This is a genomic window from Tenacibaculum sp. 190524A02b (assembly GCF_964036645.1).
In the GTDB taxonomy this organism is placed as follows: domain Bacteria; phylum Bacteroidota; class Bacteroidia; order Flavobacteriales; family Flavobacteriaceae; genus Polaribacter; species Polaribacter vairaonense.
In genome coordinates this window covers 3019096-3034740 of the sequence record NZ_OZ038525.1, presented here as the reverse complement: position 1 = coordinate 3034740, position 15645 = coordinate 3019096, and the positions used below count along the sequence as shown (strand labels likewise).

General features: G+C 30.9%; 11 protein-coding genes. 3 read left to right on the top strand and 8 right to left on the bottom strand.

Going from position 1 to position 15645, the window contains the following annotated elements; all coding sequences use genetic code 11:
• Nucleotides 1–12: 12 nt before the first annotated feature.
• From kbl to ABNT65_RS12380, 8 genes are all read right to left on the bottom strand, one after another.
• A complete protein-coding gene (gene kbl, locus ABNT65_RS12415) occupies nt 13–1206 on the bottom strand; it encodes a glycine C-acetyltransferase (protein WP_348745964.1) in 1194 nt (397 codons plus the stop codon).
• A 49-nt stretch (nt 1207–1255) separates the two neighbouring features.
• Nucleotides 1256–4402: a UvrD-helicase domain-containing protein gene (locus ABNT65_RS12410; protein WP_348745963.1), complete on the bottom strand. Its 3147-nt coding sequence runs from the start codon at nt 4400–4402 to the stop codon at nt 1256–1258.
• Between the two features lie 78 nt (nt 4403–4480).
• Nucleotides 4481–5641, bottom strand: a complete 1161-nt coding sequence (locus tag ABNT65_RS12405) for a metal ABC transporter permease (RefSeq protein ID WP_348703760.1) — start codon at nt 5639–5641, stop codon at nt 4481–4483.
• Entirely contained in the window at nt 5634–6758 is a 1125-nt protein-coding gene (locus ABNT65_RS12400; RefSeq protein WP_348703762.1) for a metal ABC transporter permease, read from the bottom strand. The genes ABNT65_RS12405 and ABNT65_RS12400 overlap by 8 nt, the downstream gene beginning before the upstream one ends.
• Nucleotides 6758–7495: a metal ABC transporter ATP-binding protein gene (locus ABNT65_RS12395; RefSeq protein WP_348703764.1), complete on the bottom strand. Its 738-nt coding sequence runs from the start codon at nt 7493–7495 to the stop codon at nt 6758–6760. The genes ABNT65_RS12400 and ABNT65_RS12395 overlap by 1 nt, the downstream gene beginning before the upstream one ends.
• Nucleotides 7496–7497: 2 nt before the next feature.
• The gene (locus tag ABNT65_RS12390; RefSeq protein ID WP_348703766.1) at nt 7498–8409 is read right to left on the bottom strand and encodes a metal ABC transporter solute-binding protein, Zn/Mn family; all 912 of its coding nucleotides are present in this window, start codon (nt 8407–8409) and stop codon (nt 7498–7500) included.
• Nucleotides 8410–8418: 9 nt separating this feature from the next.
• Entirely contained in the window at nt 8419–9183 is a 765-nt protein-coding gene (locus ABNT65_RS12385) for a transporter (protein ID WP_348737625.1), read from the bottom strand.
• Nucleotides 9184–9194: 11 nt separating this feature from the next.
• Nucleotides 9195–9848, bottom strand: a complete 654-nt coding sequence (locus ABNT65_RS12380; protein WP_348703829.1) for a metal-dependent transcriptional regulator — start codon at nt 9846–9848, stop codon at nt 9195–9197.
• 117 nt (nt 9849–9965) lie between these two features.
• Between ABNT65_RS12380 and ABNT65_RS12375 the strand changes: the two genes are divergently transcribed.
• The 3 genes from ABNT65_RS12375 (at nt 9966) to ABNT65_RS12365 (ending at nt 15640) form a co-directional block, all read left to right on the top strand.
• Complete coding sequence (locus ABNT65_RS12375; protein WP_348745962.1) at nt 9966–12206, top strand: TonB-dependent receptor; 2241 nt, start codon at nt 9966–9968, stop codon at nt 12204–12206.
• Entirely contained in the window at nt 12206–12688 is a 483-nt protein-coding gene (locus ABNT65_RS12370; RefSeq protein ID WP_348745961.1) for a thioredoxin family protein, read from the top strand. The genes ABNT65_RS12375 and ABNT65_RS12370 overlap by 1 nt, the downstream gene beginning before the upstream one ends.
• Nucleotides 12689–12835: 147 nt before the next feature.
• Nucleotides 12836–15640, top strand: a complete 2805-nt coding sequence (locus tag ABNT65_RS12365) for a TonB-dependent receptor (RefSeq protein WP_348745960.1) — start codon at nt 12836–12838, stop codon at nt 15638–15640.
• The last annotated feature ends 5 nt before the right edge of the window (nt 15641–15645 follow it).

Here is a 15645-nt window from a genome sequence, read left to right as displayed (position 1 = left end):
GAATGAATATCTTTAGATTACGTTTAGTTCTTTTCCAACCTTTTTAAATGCGTTTATAGCCTTGTCTAAGTGCTCTTTTTCATGTGCTGCTGAAAGCTGTACTCTTATCCTAGCTTGTTCTTTTGGAACTACCGGATAAAAGAAGCCAATAACATAAATACCTTCATCTAACAGTTTTTCTGCCATTAGCTGAGATAGTTTTGCATCATACAGCATAACTGGTACAATAGCAGCATCGGCGCCAACCAAATCAAAACCTGCTTTCTCCATTTCGGTTCTAAAGTATAAAGTGTTTTGTTCTAGTTTGTCACGCAAACTGGTATCATTTGAAAGGATGTCAAATACTTTTAATGAGGCGCCAACTATTGCTGGTGCAAGTGAGTTTGAAAATAAATATGGACGTGAACGTTGGCGTAAAATTTCAATAATTTCTTTTTTACCAGTTGTATAGCCTCCCATAGCACCTCCTAAAGCTTTTCCTAAAGTACCAGTAACTATGTCTACTCTGTTTAATACATTTTTCAATTCTAAAGTTCCTCTACCAGTGGTTCCAATAAAGCCAGCGGCATGACATTCATCTACCATTACTAATGCATCATATTTATCGGCTAAATCGCAAATTTCATCAAGTTTAGCCACAATACCATCCATAGAGAAAACTCCATCAGTAACAATTATTTTAAATCTATGGTTTTGTTTACTAGCTTCTATAAGTTGCTCTTCAAGAGAAACCATATCATTATTGTTGTATCTATATCTAGCAGCTTTACATAAACGTACTCCGTCTATAATTGAAGCATGATTTAAGCTGTCTGAAATAATAGCATCTTCTTTAGTTAGTAAAGGTTCAAAAACTCCACCATTAGCATCAAATGCTGCTGCGTATAATATGGTGTCTTCTGATTGGTAAAATTCAGCAATTTTTTGTTCTAATTGCTTATGTATATCTTGTGTTCCACAGATAAAACGTACAGAAGACATACCAAAACCATGGGTATCCATTACGTCTTTTGCTGCTTGAATAACTTCAGGATTGTTTGATAAACCTAAGTAGTTATTTGCGCAAAAATTAATAACTTCTTCTCCTGTAGATATTTTAATTACTGCATCTTGAGAGGAAGTAATAATACGTTCGGATTTGTATAAACCAGCATCCTTAATATTTTGGATTTCTTTTTGTAAGTGTTCTTTGATATTTCCGTACATCTGAAAATTGTTTAAAAAATCGTAAAGTTACAATTTTAGCCCTAGTACGTTATACTTCTTCTATTAAAATTTCTGAGTCTATATAAACTAATAGCTTTTTGTGTACAGATAATTGCATACTTTCTAAAACAAGTGCGTATTTTAATAATTGTTGTTGATGTTTTTTTTGCGGAGTACCTGTTTTATAGTCAATAATAGTAAGTGTATCATTTATAAAGATAAGTCTGTCTGGTATAATAATCTGGTTATCTTTTGTAACAATTTCTCTTTCATTATATATAATGGCTTTTTCAGAAAATAATTTAGATAATTGAGAATGTGTAACAATATTAGTGATGTTTTTTTGTATTTCATTAGCCATTTCTTTAGGAATAACTCCTTGATTGATGTATTCGTTAATAATAGGAGTGATATCTTTTTTTGTGTAAATTTTAGAAAGCATTTCATGGATTAAATTACCATAATTAATAGCTTCTTTTTGTTTAGTGTCCCAAAGTTTTGATGCGCTAGCCAACATATGGATATTATGATCTTTCCATGGAGAAGAAATGAATTTGTTTTGAGTAGTAGTGTTGTTTTCTTTTATTTCACGTTTGCTAATTCTAATTGGACTACCAAAATCATATGTTAACTTTTCGTTTTCCCAAAGACTTATTTTCTTAAGGTAATTGATGAAAATTCCAGAGTAATAATTTGTGTTTTCACCTGATTTAGTGATTTTGTTTTCAGTAATTATATATAGCTGCTCTACTGGTCTTGTTAAAGCTACATATAAAAGGTTAAAGTTGTCAAGTTCTAACTCTTCTCTTTGGGTCTCATAAATTTTTCGTCCTTCATCACTTATGTAGCTTAAGTCTTTATTAAAAGGTATAAGAAGATGGTTGAACCTTTGAAAATCTGAGGGTAAATTGTCTATCCATATTTTAGGGTTTATTTGTTGGTATATGTCTAATTCACAAGGAAAGATAACAACGGGAAATTCCAAACCTTTAGATTTGTGAATAGTCATTATTTGGACAGCATTATTGCTTTCGGGAGCTATAATACTTAAATTCTCTTTTTTACGTTCCCAAAAATCTAAAAATGAAGGAATGTCAATACCTTTTCTTTGTTGTTCTAAAATAGTATCTAAGAAAAATTGTATATAAGCATTAGATGTATTTGTAATGTGAAAACTACGAATAATTTCTTCTGTTTTTTCATAAAAAGGAAGTTGCTGAAAATTTGAAAAATCAAAGTTTATGTTGTAGCTAGATAATAATTCAAATAACCTATCATTAGGTTCTTTAATATGTTTTTCTATGAATGAATGTAAATCTTCTTTAATGTTTAAATGGTCATGTAAGAAGTATAAAATATTCAATAATGTTTCTTTATCTGAAGGATTTTGTATGATTTGAAGAATGTTAACAATTAAATTGACCTTACTGTTGTTTTTTAAAAGTAAAGTTTCAGAAGAAACAATTGGGATTTCATGTTTAGAAAGGTAATCAGCAATTGCAATACCATCTGCTTTTTTACGAACTAAAACACATATTTCATCTAAGGAGTAATCAGATTGTAATTTTTGAATTGTTTCAAAAACTTTTTTAGGGTATTTAATTTGATTTTCTTCTTTCTCTTGAAGTTTGTCTAAAAAGGAAATTGAAACATAGCCTCCAGTTTTAGAGTTTGTAAGTTGTTTATTACCTTCAATAAATAATTGTTGATATTTTGAGTTTTGTAGAAAGTTGGCGGTGTGTTGGAAAAAAGAATTATTAAAATTAATAATTTCACTGTAACTTCTGTAATTAGTTTCTAGTGTATTGGTTTCTTTAACAATTTGAAATGGATTTTCTGAACTTTCATCAGAGGCTCCTAATTTGATAAATTGTTCGGCTTTTCCTCCTCGCCATCTATAAATAGCTTGCTTTCCATCGCCTACTAAAAGTAAATTACTATTTTCTTGTGCTAAAGCATTGTCGATTAAGGGAATTAGATTTTTCCATTGTAATACAGAGGTGTCTTGCATTTCATCAATGAAATAATGCATAAAACGCTGGCCAATTCGTTCATAAATAAATGGTGTAGGTTGGTCTTTAATATTGTTGGCAATTAATTGATTGAATTCGGCATTTAACCTAATGTTATTTTCCTCTTTAATAGTGTTTAGTTCGGTGTTAACATTATTTAATACGGCTAAAGGAATAATATTTTTTAATGTTAAGTTAAAAAGTATGAGCTTACCATAAACTATTTTACATTCATTGAATAGCTCAATTAATAATGGAAGTATGCTTTCTATTGAATTTACAATTTCTGGTTTAGCAGATTTTGTGTAGAAATTATTGTTTTCAATTGCTTTTTCAATGGTTTCACTTCGTTTTTTAAAATCAAATTTTTGAGAAAATTCACTAAGGTCTTTCCAGAAATTAGGAAAGGTTGACCTGGTGAAATTTTTATGCTCTAAGCCTTCATTATTAATTATTTCTAATGCTTTGTTTCCGATACTTTTGATTTTTTCAAGGGAATTATTCTTGTGCTCAGTTAATTTGTTTTTTAAGGAATTGAAATCTTGTATGGATTTATCAGATAATTGATTGAAGTATTTAGTGTCTTCTTCATTTAATAAAATTCTTGAGATTTCATTTAATTCCCTTGAGATATCCCAGGATTTATCTTCATCAGTTTTATCTAAAGAAAATTGAATAAGTAGTTTAGTGATGTCTTTATCAGTACCAATTTTTGAAATTAATATATCTACAGCTTCATTTAATAAGGAAATAGCATCCATTTCTACTTCAAAATTTAATGATAACCCTAAGTCAAAAGCAAAGTTTTTAATAATTTTATGGGTAAAACTATCAATAGTTGTAATAGAAAAGGCAGCATAATTCTGAAGGATGGCGTCTAATATTTTTTTACTTCGCTCTTGAAATGTGTTAGTGTCTATAGAGGTTTCAGAAGTAATAATTTTAAATAAATCATTTTTTTTGTTTTCAGAAAAATCTTGAAGATTTTCTATAACACGCTCTTTCATTTCTCCAGCAGCTTTATTGGTGAATGTTATAGCTAGTATTTTTTGAAAACGAAAAGCATTCCAATTGCCAAGTGTATCATTAATTAATAATGTTTTTATGTATTCTTTAACAAGAGTAAATGTTTTTCCGCTTCCTGCAGAAGCATTGTATACCTTGAAGCTTGAAGGAGTGTGCACGAGTTGTAGGTTATTTTAATGCAAGGTAATACAACTATTATTAATAGGCAAAGGGTTACAGTATGCTATAAACTGAAATTATCCTCTAAATAAAAAGAAGTCATTCTTCATTGACTCTATTTCGCTGTCGTCATTTGTAATAATGTAATCAATTGCTTTTTCAGTAAATAACTTGCCTTTTTGAGTGAGAGAAATTATTTGATTTTCTACTAAAATCATATTGTTTTTCAAGGCGAGTTCTACAATAGATTTTGATTTGACTTTATGCCAGTTAATATGTTCATTTAAATGATTAATGTGTCGTTCACGTTTTTCTGAATGGTTATTTAGATGTAATAAAAAGGTGAGTAGTTGTACTTCTTTTTGCTGTTGTCTGTTTTTATATATGTTAGAGAGTAAGCCTTTTTTGGGAGCAAATAAATAGATTAACAAAAATAGTAATCCTAGCATTGTAGTCATTGAGCCAGAAATAGAGGCGTCTAAAATATGCGCTAGCCAATAGCCAGAAATAGCAGCGAATACCCCAAAAAGACAAGCTAAAAGCAGCATTTTTTTTAAGTTATCTGTTAAAAGATATGCAGTAGCGGCAGGAGCTATCATTAATGCAACGACAAGTACGGCACCAACAGCGTCAAAAGCACCAACAGTAGTTATAGAGGCAACACTCATTAATCCGTAATGAATAACTATAGGAGAGAACCCTAAAGCGGTAGCTAATCCGGTGTCAAAAGTACTTATTTTTAATTCTTTAAAAAAAGTAAACAATAAGCCTAAAGTAATTAATAATATGGTGCCTATAATCCAAATAGATTTAGGTCCGAAATCTATATCGTTAATTATAAATCTATCAAATGGAGCAAAAGCTAATTCTCCTAATAATACAGCATCTACATCTAAGTGAACATCATTTGCGTTTTGGGCAATTAAAATAACGCCAATACTAAATAAAGCAGGGAAAACAAGTCCTATTGCGGTATCTTCTTTTACTAGTTTGGTTTTTTGAATGTACTCAACAAGAACTACTGTTATAATCCCGGATAAAGCTCCTAAAAAAATAAGTAAAGGTGAATTAAGGTCATGGGTGATAAAGAAACCAATAACTAAACCTGGTAAAATAGAATGACTGATAGCATCACTAATCAAAGCCATTTTTCGTAAGACTAAAAATGTGCCTGGTATAGCACAAGCAATGGCAACAAGGCAAGCTATTAATTGTATTTCTATTTGTGCACTACTCATTGTTTAAGTTTTGGTTGTATAAATTACCTGCAAAATCATATCCTTCTTCAGTCATAGACCACATTTTTCCATTGATTTTAATGTAATTGCGTTCTTCTAATTTTTTTAAGGTATTTCTAGTATACCCTTGAAAATTGTTTAATATTTTAATAGTGTGCGGATGCGATTTGTCTTTGTGATCCTTAGCTATATCAAACATAAAAGCTAGAGTTTTATGGAGTTTTAAATCACGTCTGTTTTTTAAAAATCGTATTTGCCTAAATAGTAAACCTCTTGAAGGTGAAAATATAAAAGAAACGACTACTATAAGAGCAGCAATTAATACAATAATAGGACCTGTAGAAAGGTTGGTTTGACTAGCGCTAATCCCAGTACCAATAACGCCAGCAAAAGCACCAAAAATACCTGCTAAAATTACCATGATACTTAGTTTATTAGTCCATTGTCGAGCAGCAGCAGCAGGAGCAAGTAGCATAGCGCTCATTAAAACTACACCTACGGTTTGTAAACCTAATACAATGGCTAATACAATAAAACTAGTGATTAGAGCTTCTAAAAATTGTGTATTTATACCAAGAGTTTTTGCGTAGTCAGCGTCAAAAAGTAATAGTTTGAGTTCTTTCCAGAAAAGAAATAAAATTAATAAAGCTATACCGGTAGCGATAGCCATTAGCCAAATGTCACTTATTAATAAAGTTGCTGCTTGACCAAATAAGAATTTATCTAATCCAGATTGATTAGCATTGGGCATTTTTTGTATAAAAGTTAGTAGTAGCATTCCAAACCCAAAAAAAACTGAAAGAATAAGTCCAAGAGCTGTATCGGTTTTTAAATGCGTATTTTTAATAATACCTCGAATCCAAAAAGCGCCAATCAATCCACTAATTAATGCACCTAATAAAAGGATGTTTGTGTTTTTGGTACCAGTAATTAAAAAAGCAATAGCAATACCTGGGAGAGAAGCATGAGAAATAGCATCTCCAAGCAAACTTTGTTTTCTTAGTACAGCGAAGCTGCCTAGCATACCGCAAATAGCACCTAAAATGGCTGTGCCTATGGTTATGGTACGAAGCGTGTAATCTGAAAAAACAAGCGAAAAATATTCTTGAAAGCTCATTACTGTTGGATACTTACTTTATAGTTTATTCCGTAGGTTTTTGTTAAATTATCATCATTAAAGATTTCTTTTACAGGACCAGTAGCTATCTTTTTTACATTTAAAAAGGTAACCCAGTCAAAATATTCAGGTACTGTTTGTAGGTCGTGATGAACTACAATAACTGTTTTTCCAGCTTTTCTTAATTCTTTTAAAATATTAATAATGGCAATTTCAGTAGTGGCATCAACTCCTTGAAAAGGTTCGTCCATAAAATAAATGGATGCATTTTGCACCAAGGCTCTAGCTAAAAAAACACGTTGCTGTTGCCCACCTGATAATTGTGATATTTGTCTGCTTTTGAAAGGAAGCATACCTACTTTTTCCAAAGCTTCTAAAGCTGCTTTTTTTTGAAGTTTTCCAGGTCGTTTAATCCACCCTAAGGTACCATAAGTTCCCATCATTACCACGTCTAAAGCTGTGGTTGGGAAATCCCAATCTACACTTCCTTTTTGTGGAACATACGCTACTAACTTTCGTTGTTTATCATAGGGCTTTCCGTATATAGAAACACTTCCAGCTATTGGGTTTATAATGCCTAAAATAGACTTGATTAGTGTTGATTTTCCTGCGCCGTTAGGGCCTACAATTGCCATTAGGATACCTTCAGGAATAGCAAGGTCAATATCCCATAGTACAGGTTTATAGTTATAAGCTACAGTTAAGTCGTCAACTGTTATAGCGTATTTAGTATCCATAATTATTTTAAAGCTTCAACTATTGTGTTTACATTGTGTTTGTACATGCCTATGTAAGTGCCTTCAATAGTATTTTTATCTCCTAATGCATCTGAATATAACGTACCACCAATAGTAACTATTTTATCTTTTGCTTTTACGGCTGCTTGCAAAGCTTCAATTGTACGTTTAGGTACGGAACTTTCTATAAAAATAGCTTTAACATCATTAGTAATTATAAAATCTGCTAATTTTTGGACGTCTTTAACACCAGCTTCTGTGGCAGTAGAAAGACCTTGTAATCCAACAACATTAAATTGGTGTTGTTTACCAAAGTAATTAAAAGCATCATGAGCAGTTACTAAAATTCTTTTTTCTTCAGGAAGTATAGCTACTTTAGAAGTTATAGTAGTATTTAGTTGTTTTAATTCAGATAAATATTTTTCTGTATTACTTTTATAGGTTTCTTTATTTTTAGGGTCAATACTGATTAACTTGTCTGAAACGTATTGCGTGATTTGTATCCAGTTTTTAATGTCAAACCATATATGAGGGTCGTAATTCGATGCGAAATTTTCTGAAGAAATTAAAGTGTTTTTATCTATAATATCTGAAACAACAATTGTTTGTTTGTTCAGATGTTTCATTTTTTCAAAAACTTCTTCTAATTTGCCTTCCAGATGTAGCCCATTATAGATAACAACATCTGCATTAAAAAGTTTAGAAACATCGCCTTCACTTGCTTTGTATAAATGAGGGTCAACGCCAGCTCCCATTAATCCCTGAATGTTAATTTTATCACCACCAATATTTTTAACTAGATCGGTAATCATTGTAGTGGTAGTTACTACATTTAATTTAGTGTTCTCTTTCTTGGTGTTGTTTTTACAGCTAATAATACTGATAGTAATAAGTAGTACGATTATTTTTTTCATAAATTTTTATTATTGAGGTAATCTAAAGCTTAGCCCAGCGCTAAGGTATAAGTCTTGAGTGTTGTTGGTTATGCCTGTTCCGCCAGAAATATCAAATTGAAGATTGTCTGAAAATAAATAAAGAAACCCAGTGTCCCATTTATGGCTAGCCATACTGCTTTCAGGGAGGTCTCCATATACTTCTAAAAACCATCCAATTTTACTTGAAATACTATGACCGTATGAAAGTGTGTAGATGTAAGAAGGTTCTGGGGTATTACCATTCCATGCCATTCCTAAATTATAGGATAAAGATGATTTTTCGTTTAATGTATGTGAAAAAGCAAACCTAAAATTAATAGCGCTATTTATAGTTTTGTAATCTTTGGAAGCTAAAAAGGGTAAATTCAAATGTCCTACCAAAGTGATTTCAGGTAAAGATTTATTTTCTTTAGCTATGTTTACTTTACCTCCAATAGTCAGTGGAGAAAACCCTTTAGATAAAGTTTGGTTTTGATAAAAAGATTCAGTGTTGCTAAAAGCAACTCTTAGTTCAAAATTATCTAATAACCCGTATCTAAGAAGTGTGGTATTGTAGGTGTAATTATTAACATCGTTTACAGATTCGTAAAAACCACCAGTTTCTACTTGAAAAAACTTTTTAGGAAGCATTGATGTGGATTCTGATTGATCAGGCCTATCGGTAGCTATGCTTCCAATCTTTTTTTTATCCTCTTGCCCTAATGTATTTAGAGAAAGAAGTAATAGTGTGATTATAAAATTAAGTGTTTTCAATTTAATTAGTTTTAGTTGCTTATTAATAAGTTACTAGCTACTTCATCTATTAAAGTGATTTCTTTACCGTTAATGTCAATTATAACAGTTTTGTCAAAAGGTTCTTTGGTGATCACTTTTATGTTTTGACCTATGGCTATGTTTTTTTTATTAAGATACCTCAAAAAGTTATCAGAAGAGTTTCTTACGGAAAGTATTTTACCTTCATAACCAATATCTAGTAAGTTTAATGGTGTTTTTTGTTGGATTATAATATTGCCGTCTTTATCAGGAATAGGAGTTCCGTGAGGATCACTTTTAGGGAAGCCTAAAAATTTGTCTAGTTCATCAATTAATTTAGGAGATTTAATATGTTCTAACTGTTCGGCAACTTCATGAACTTCATCCCAAGAAAAGTTTAATTTCTCTACTAGGAAAACTTCCCAAAGTCGATGTTTTCTAATAATGTTAATAGCCGTTTTTTTTCCAAATTCTGTAAGATTAACACCTTGGTATTTTTTATAGACAACAACTTTCTTTTCAGAAAGTTTTTTAATCATATCTGTAACTGAGGAAGCTTTTGTGTTTAGCTTCTTAGCAATAGCATTAGTGCTTATTCCTTTATTGGAAGTAGTACTAATATGATAAATTGTTTTAATGTAATTTTCTTCAGATTGACTAAACATAGATGGTAACCCCTTAAATTCTTTGGCAAACATACAAATTTTTACTTTATTAAATATATTTTTAGGTTTGTCTAAAAAATATTTTACATTTGCCCGGGATTTAAAAAATAACTTAAAATGAAAAAATACATACTATTGGTGATAGTATTTTATTGTGAAGTCTCATCTTTTTCACAATCAACAATTAAAGGAAGAGTTACTTTTAAGGGCGAGCCAATGGAGATGATTAACATTTTTATTAAAGGAGCTAATCAAGGTAGTGTTACGAATAAAAATGGATATTACGCTATCAAAGACGTGAAGGCTGGTAAACAAAAGTTAATGGTGTCTTCTATTGGTTTTGAAAATCAAATAAAGAAGATTCAGGTGTCTAAAGGTGGAGAGTTAGAAATAAACTTCCAGTTAAAAGAAGACACTTCAGAGTTAGATGAAATAGTAGTTTCAGGAACACTAAAACCAGTTAAGAAGTTAGATAGTCCAGTTCCAGTAGAAGTGTATTCACCAACTTTTTTTAAAAAGAATCCAGCACCATCAGTATTTGAATCAATGCAAAATGTAAATGGAGTAAGACCGCAAGTTAATTGTAGTGTTTGTAATACTGGAGATATCCATATTAATGGGTTAGAAGGCCCTTATACTTTTGTTTTAATAGATGGTATGCCAATTGTAAGTGGTTTGTCAACAGTATATGGACTAACAGGTATTCCTCAAGCTTTAATTGAAAGAATAGAAATAGTTAAAGGACCAGCCTCTACTTTATATGGGTCAGAAGCAGTTGGAGGTATTATAAATATTATTACAAAAACGCCAAAATCGGCTCCTTTATTAACAGCAGAATCTTTCGCAAGTTCTTGGGGAGAAGTAAATACAGATGTAGGTTTTAAATATAGTTTAGGAAAAACAAAAGGTTTATTAGGAGTAAATTATTTTAATTATTCGAATCCTATAGATAATAATAAGGATGGTTTTACAGATTTAACATTGCAAGACAGGATTTCTATTTTTAATAAGCTTACTTTTAATAGAAAGAATAATAGGGTATTTACCGTTGCAGGACGTTATGTGTATGAAGATAGATGGGGAGGTCAAATGAATTGGGAACCAAAATATAGAGGAGGAAGAGATGTTTATGGGGAAAGTATATATACCAGTAGATGGGAAACATTTGGAACTTATCAATTACCAACAGATGAAAAATTGAGTATTCAGTTTAGTGCTAATGGTCATAATCAAGATTCTTTTTATGGAGACACTTCTTATAAAGCAGATCAATACATAGGTTTTGGTCAATTAATTTGGGATACTAACTTTGGAGAAGCTCATGACGTGCTAATGGGATTAGCCTACAGGTATACTTATTATGACGATAATACATTTGCTACACTTGATGCGCAAGGAATAAATAATAATCCATCTATAACACATTTACCAGGTGTATTTGTACAGGACGAAATACGATTGTCTCCAAATAATAAGCTCCTTATAGGGGCAAGGTATGATTATAATAGTTTGCATGGAGGGATTTTTTCACCTCGTTTAAATTATAAATGGAATTCAGAAAATAATGAAGATGTTTTCAGAGTAAGTATAGGAAATGGATTTAGAGTAGCGAATGTATTTACAGAAGATCATGCAGCACTTACAGGAAACAGAGAAGTGTTTTTTGAAAATCAGTTAAAGCCAGAAACCTCTTGGAATACAAATATTAATTATGTAAAAAAGTTAGTAACCAATAATAATACTATTATAAATATAGATGCTAGTGCTTTTTATACCTATTTTGATAATAAGATAATACCAGATTATGAATCGGATACAAGTAAAATTATTTACGGAAATTTAGAAGGGAATGCAGTTTCAAAAGGAATTTCTTTAAATACAGATATTACTTGGCAAAATGGCCTGTCAATTATTGCTGGAGCAACTTTAATGGATGTGTCAACAACAGAGAATGGAGTAACGCAAAGACAATTGTTAACAGAAAGTTTTAGTGGAACATGGAGTGTTTCATATAAAATACCTTCTTGGGGTATGAAAATTGATTATACAGGAAATGTATATGCGCCTATGGATTTACCTTTATTGGGAGATAATGATCCAAGAGCGCCAAAATCTCCATGGTATAGTATTCAAAACATACAATTAACAAAAAGCTTCAGTTCTGGGTTAGAAATTTTTGGAGGTGTAAAAAACTTATTAAATTTTACACCAGCTGCTAATAGTATTTTAAGAACATTTGATCCTTTTGATAAAAACTTAGATCCTAATAACCCTAACCTTACATTTGACCCTGCCTATGTGTATGCTTCAAATCAAGGAGTAAGATTGTTTTTAGGATTACGATATAAACTTTTCTAATGATAAAGTTATTAAGAATATGGTTAATTTTTGGAACGCTGTCAATGTTTTCACAAACAGAGGCAGTGTTCCCTGTTACCTATTCTTTTGAACAAGCATATAATTTACAACAAAAAAATGACAAACCAATATTCGTATTTGTATATACAGATTGGTGTAAGTTTTGTCATGCTATGAAAAAAAAGGTGTTTACTTCTAAAAGAATTGCGAAAATATTAAATGAATCCTTCTATTTTGTACTGTTAAATGCAGAAGATAAAAAAGAGGTTGTAATACAGGGTAAAGCCTTTAAGTACAGGACTAACGGATACAAAACGGGTGTTCATGAATTAGCAGAAGCTTTAGCTACTAAAAATGGGAAATTAACCTATCCGACAACGGTTTTTCTAAGTAAAACTAATGTTATAGATGAGCAGATAGTGGGTTTTATACCTGTTGAAGAGTTAAATATCTTGTTGGAGAGTTACTTAAAGAGATTTTAAAAGTATTACTTAACACTTACATAACATTTGAAAACTTTCTTAACAATAGATAAACATTCTAATAATACAACAATAATTTTTAGCTAACATTAGCTTTACGAGTTAATTTGAATTTTGCCGGATACAAAAACAGAATTCAAAGTTAGAATGAAAAAATTATTAATTGTAGCTTTTTTAAGCTTATGCAATTTGGCTTTCGGTCAGAGCAAAGGTACTGTATCAGGTACGGTTACCGATAAAGAAATGAACGGAGAACCATTACCTTTTGCAAATGTGTTTATAAAAGGTACGTCTATTGGGGGGACAACAGATATTGATGGTAAGTATACGATCAATGTACCAGAAGGTAATCAAACTATTGTTTTTAGTTTTGTTGGGTATCAAACGAAAGAGAAAGTAGTAGTTGTAAAAGCAGGAGAAACAGTTATTGTAAATCAACTTTTAGGGGCTAATCAAGGAGTAGCATTAGAAGAAGTAAAGATTAATGCTACTGTAAATAAAGAGAAAGAAAGTGCTTTACTATTAGAACAGAAAAAAGCAGTTTCAATTGAGACAAAAATAGGTAAACAAGAATTATCTAGAAAAGGGGTAAGTGATGTAGCTACAGCTGTAACTAAAACTACTGGAGTTTCTAAAGAAGAAGGTTCAGGGAGTGTTTTTGTTAGAGGTTTAGGTGATAGGTATAATGTTACTACTTTAAATGGGTTGCCTTTACCTTCTGATGATCCATCAAAGAAAAATATAGATTTAAGTATTTTCTCTACTGATATTGTTGAATATATTGGAATAGATAAAACGTATGCAGCTGGTAATTATGGAGATTTTGGAGGGGCTAATATTAATATTTCTTCTAAAGTTTATAAAGGAAAAGGTTTTGCTAATTTTAATGTTGGGGTAGGATTAAATTCTGAAGCTAACAAGAAAAGTAAGTTTTATGGTGCAGATGGACCTGGAGAATTTGGTTTCTATAAAACAAATTATCCAGCATTTCCGTTAAACAATTATAACTTTACTACAAGTATGGATAGACAGGTAGGTGGAACTCCTGTTAATTCTTCGTTAGCTGTAAAAGGAGGAGATTCTTTTAGTTTAACTGACAATACAAGGTTAAGTTTCTTTGCAGTAGGTTCTTTTGATAATGATTATACATACAAAGAAGGGGTTGCGAGAGGTAATGTTGATGTTGCAGGTATTGCTAGGAAAGATTTAAGGAGAGAATCTTATTCATACAATACGAATACAACTTTAATGGGGAACTTAAGATTAAAATACAAAGCCCATGAGTTTAAGTATAACGGTTTAATGGTAAATAGTTCTAGTAATTCTCATGATGATTATCAAGGTATTTATGATGCTTTTGATAATGCTCAAGAAGGTGGAGCTGTAATCCAAAGACAAACTTTTATTAGAAATACATTATTTGTACACCAATTATTAGGTACTCATAAATTAGGAGATGCTTTTAAAGTAGAATGGGGAGGAGCTTATAACTTTAATAAAAACAGAGTTCCAGATCGTAGACAAAGTACAGTATTACCTCATGAGAATGATAAACCTAATGGTCCTAAATCAATGTTCTTGATCAGTAATGATTCAGATAACCACAGATTTTATTCAGACCTTCAAGAAGAAGAAATAGCAGCTAATGCTAGTGTTACATATAAGTTTGCCAAGGATGCAGAAGATTTACCTAAAGCAAAATTGAAATTAGGATATAGCGGAAGGTTTAAAAATATAGATTTTGATGCAACTCAGTTTAATTTTGCTATCACTCAAGGAATACCGCAACCGTTTATCAATGATGTATATAATTTAGATAGCTATTTCAATCAAACTAATTTAAATGCAGGGCTATATACTATAAAAACATTTAGAGGAGGTTTAGGTTTACCAGGGGTAAATGTATTATTTCCTCAAGTGTATGGAGGGGATCAAACAATCAATTCAGGGTATTTAACTTTCGAATATAAATTTTCAGATGCATTTACTGCAGTAGTAGGTGTAAGAGGTGAGCAAATAAAACAATCTATTCAATATAATACGTCAATATTAGTAGGTAATAGTGAATTAGATAAGTTTGCAGTACTTCCTTCATTATCGTTAAAATATGCTCTTAACGATAAGCATAATTTAAAGTTCGCAGCTAGTAAGACCTATACATTACCACAGTTTAAAGAGAGAGCACCATTTTTATTTGAAGATGTAGTTAATACTTCATTAGGTAATAAAGATTTGTACTCATCAGATAATTACAACGCTGATATAAAATGGGAGTTTTTCCCTAAAAACGATGAGTTAATATCTTTAGGAGTATTTGGAAAATATATTCAAAATCCAATTAATGAAGTTGGTATAAACTCTGCATCAAATGATATTAGTTTTGTAAACTCAGGTGATTGGGGGTATGCAGTAGGTGCTGAAGCTGAAATAAAAAAGACACTTTTTAATTTAGAGGAAGAAACCGAAGATAAAACATTAAATAATAAATTATCAGCTGGTTTGAATGTTGCTTATATGCATCATAAACAGGAATTAGATAGTGAAAAGGTATCTATGGAGAATGATTTTGGGGTAAACTTTAGCAAGAAAGAAGATGGTTTTGCTGGAGCATCTGATTTATTAATCAATACGGATTTAACGTATTTAAGAGATTTTAAAAATGGGATGAATATTCAATCAACAGTAGTATTTAATTATTTTTCTGATAGAATATTTGCTCTAGGTACTGTTGGAGCTGTAGGACCTGAGGTAAAAGGTAATATGGTAGATAAAGGATTTGGAACATTAGATCTAATTTTAAAATCTCAAATCAACAAAAATATCAGTTTAGGATTTTCTGCTAAAAACTTACTAAACCCAACTATTGAAAGATTTCAGGATATTCAAAACATAACTGTATTATCATATAAAAGAGGGGTAGATGTAAAACTATCTGTATCGTATAACTTTTAATTAAC

What these genes read in the sequence shown, in the direction of transcription:
- kbl (WP_348745964.1), bottom strand. Translation starts at nt 1,206, where the DNA reads ATGTACGGAAATATCAAAGAACACTTACAAAAAGAAATCCAAAATATT.
- ABNT65_RS12405 (WP_348703760.1), bottom strand. Translation starts at nt 5,641, where the DNA reads ATGAGTAGTGCACAAATAGAAATACAATTAATAGCTTGCCTTGTTGCC.
- ABNT65_RS12400 (WP_348703762.1), bottom strand. Translation starts at nt 6,758, where the DNA reads ATGAGCTTTCAAGAATATTTTTCGCTTGTTTTTTCAGATTACACGCTT.
- ABNT65_RS12395 (WP_348703764.1), bottom strand. Translation starts at nt 7,495, where the DNA reads ATGGATACTAAATACGCTATAACAGTTGACGACTTAACTGTAGCTTAT.
- ABNT65_RS12390 (WP_348703766.1), bottom strand. Translation starts at nt 8,409, where the DNA reads ATGAAAAAAATAATCGTACTACTTATTACTATCAGTATTATTAGCTGT.
- ABNT65_RS12380 (WP_348703829.1), bottom strand. Translation starts at nt 9,848, where the DNA reads ATGTTTAGTCAATCTGAAGAAAATTACATTAAAACAATTTATCATATT.
- ABNT65_RS12375 (WP_348745962.1), top strand. Translation starts at nt 9,966, where the DNA reads ATGAAAAAATACATACTATTGGTGATAGTATTTTATTGTGAAGTCTCA.
- ABNT65_RS12370 (WP_348745961.1), top strand. Translation starts at nt 12,206, where the DNA reads ATGATAAAGTTATTAAGAATATGGTTAATTTTTGGAACGCTGTCAATG.
- ABNT65_RS12365 (WP_348745960.1), top strand. Translation starts at nt 12,836, where the DNA reads ATGAAAAAATTATTAATTGTAGCTTTTTTAAGCTTATGCAATTTGGCT.